The organism is Bacteroides caecigallinarum (genome assembly GCF_016901995.1).
GTDB classification, from domain to species: Bacteria; Bacteroidota; Bacteroidia; order Bacteroidales; family Bacteroidaceae; genus Phocaeicola; species Phocaeicola cellulolyticus.
The window spans coordinates 1-1,705 of sequence record NZ_JACJLE010000115.1 but is presented as its reverse complement, the minus strand read 5'-3'; the positions used below and the strand labels follow the sequence as shown (position 1 = coordinate 1,705).

At 37.4% G+C, this 1,705-nt stretch carries 2 protein-coding genes; both read left to right on the top strand.

Annotation, left to right across the window (positions count from 1 at the left end; genetic code table 11):
- Positions 1 to 603 (top strand): PD-(D/E)XK nuclease domain-containing protein (locus H6A61_RS15180; RefSeq protein WP_204394738.1); only part of this gene is annotated, 603 nt, incomplete at its 5' end.
- A 282-nt stretch (positions 604 to 885) separates the two neighbouring features.
- Positions 886 to 1,705: hypothetical protein (locus H6A61_RS15175; RefSeq protein WP_204394737.1), on the top strand; the 820-nt coding region annotated here is incomplete at its 3' end.

The following is a 1,705-nucleotide window of genomic DNA, read 5'->3' as shown; positions in this document are numbered from 1 at the left end:
TTTATTGATTATAAGGCTGATGTCGAAATGCCTTTGCCAATGATTTACCAGAGTGGATACCTTACGATAAAAGGATATGAAGAGTTTGGAAACCGCTTCCTTTTAGACTTCCCGAACAATGAAGTTAAAAATGGTTTTATTACTATGATTGCAACTTCTTACCTCCAGCCGGGTGAAAGAATTACAGGATGGATTTTTGACGTTCTTGATGCTATGCGTGCCGGGAATACAGAGAAGTTGGAACCACTGTTCACTTCGTTTCTTTCGAGCATTCCTTATTCCATGAGAAGAAAAGATAATGAAAGGGAAAAGGAAAGATATTTTCACTATACCTTTTATCTTATTATGAAACTGATTAGTGTTTATACAGTCTATACTGAAAAACAGCAAAGTCAAGGACGGGTGGATTGTATTGTAGAAACTCCGCAGTACATATATATATTTGAATTTAAACTTGACGGTACGGCAGTTGAGGCCATTGAGCAGATTGAAAATAAAGGTTATGCTCGTGAATATATTTTGGATGGACGTAAGATTTTCAAAATAGGAGCAAGTTTTTCTTCAGAGACTGGTACAATTTCTGACTGGAAGATTGAAGAATGAATGGTAAATTGCTCATTATTAAATATTTAGGCATATTCCACGCAGACTATTTTCCTTGCCTCTTTTTTCCATTTACTATTGATGCTCTGTAAAAAACTATTGCATAGTAAAGTTTCGCGTTCCTTTTATCAATTCACTTATCCTCCACGGCTCCTAATTTATTGTCAAAACCGGTTTGTAACAATAGAAGTTTCCTTTTTACATTGGTATTTTTACTGTTTTGTGTTTTCACGAAAAAAGTGTATCTTTACGCAGTCTCAAATATAAAGAAAGGAGTTACTTATGGTACTGATAGCAAATCCTATATATGATTCGGTGTTCAAATATATGATGGAGGATGACAGGGTGGCAAAGATTATGCTTTCCGCTTTGCTTCAGAAGGAAATTATTCATCTTGAAATGCGTCCTCATGAATATACAGGCGTAACACAAAGGAAAATCTCCATGATGAGAATTGACTTTGCAGCTACCATAAAGAATGAAGACGGAACGCAACAGCTTATTCTGATTGAATTGCAGAAGACGTGGCTGGTGACTGAGACATTGCGTTTCAGGCAATATCTGGGAAGCCAGTATATTGATAAGAAGAATGTTCCGGACAAGGATGTAAACCCTAAAGGTTATGGTCTTCCTATAGTCTCAATTTATATTCTGGGGCATAAGTTGGGAGATCTGCAGGAGCCTGTGGTGTATGTACGCAGAAAATATCTGGACTATAACTCAAACCCTATAGAGAACGGTGTACCTGATCCGTTTATAGAGAGCCTTACACACGACAGTATAATAATTCAAATACCGTATTTGAAGGGGAAGGTTAGGAACAGGCTTGAAAGATTACTTCAGGTTTTCGACCAAACTTATCGTCTTAAGGATAATGAACATATCATGGAAATAGATGAAAGAGGACTGGAAATAGAGGAACAGCTTGTGGTTGACAGGCTGATAAAGGCAGCTGTCGAACCGGATGTAAGAAGGGATATGGATGTAGAGGATGAAATTCTTTCGGAAATAGAATCACGTGATACTACGATAATGATGAAGAATAAGGAGCTGGAGCTTAAGAACAAGGAACTTGAGAGCAAAAGCCAAGAACTTGAGAGCA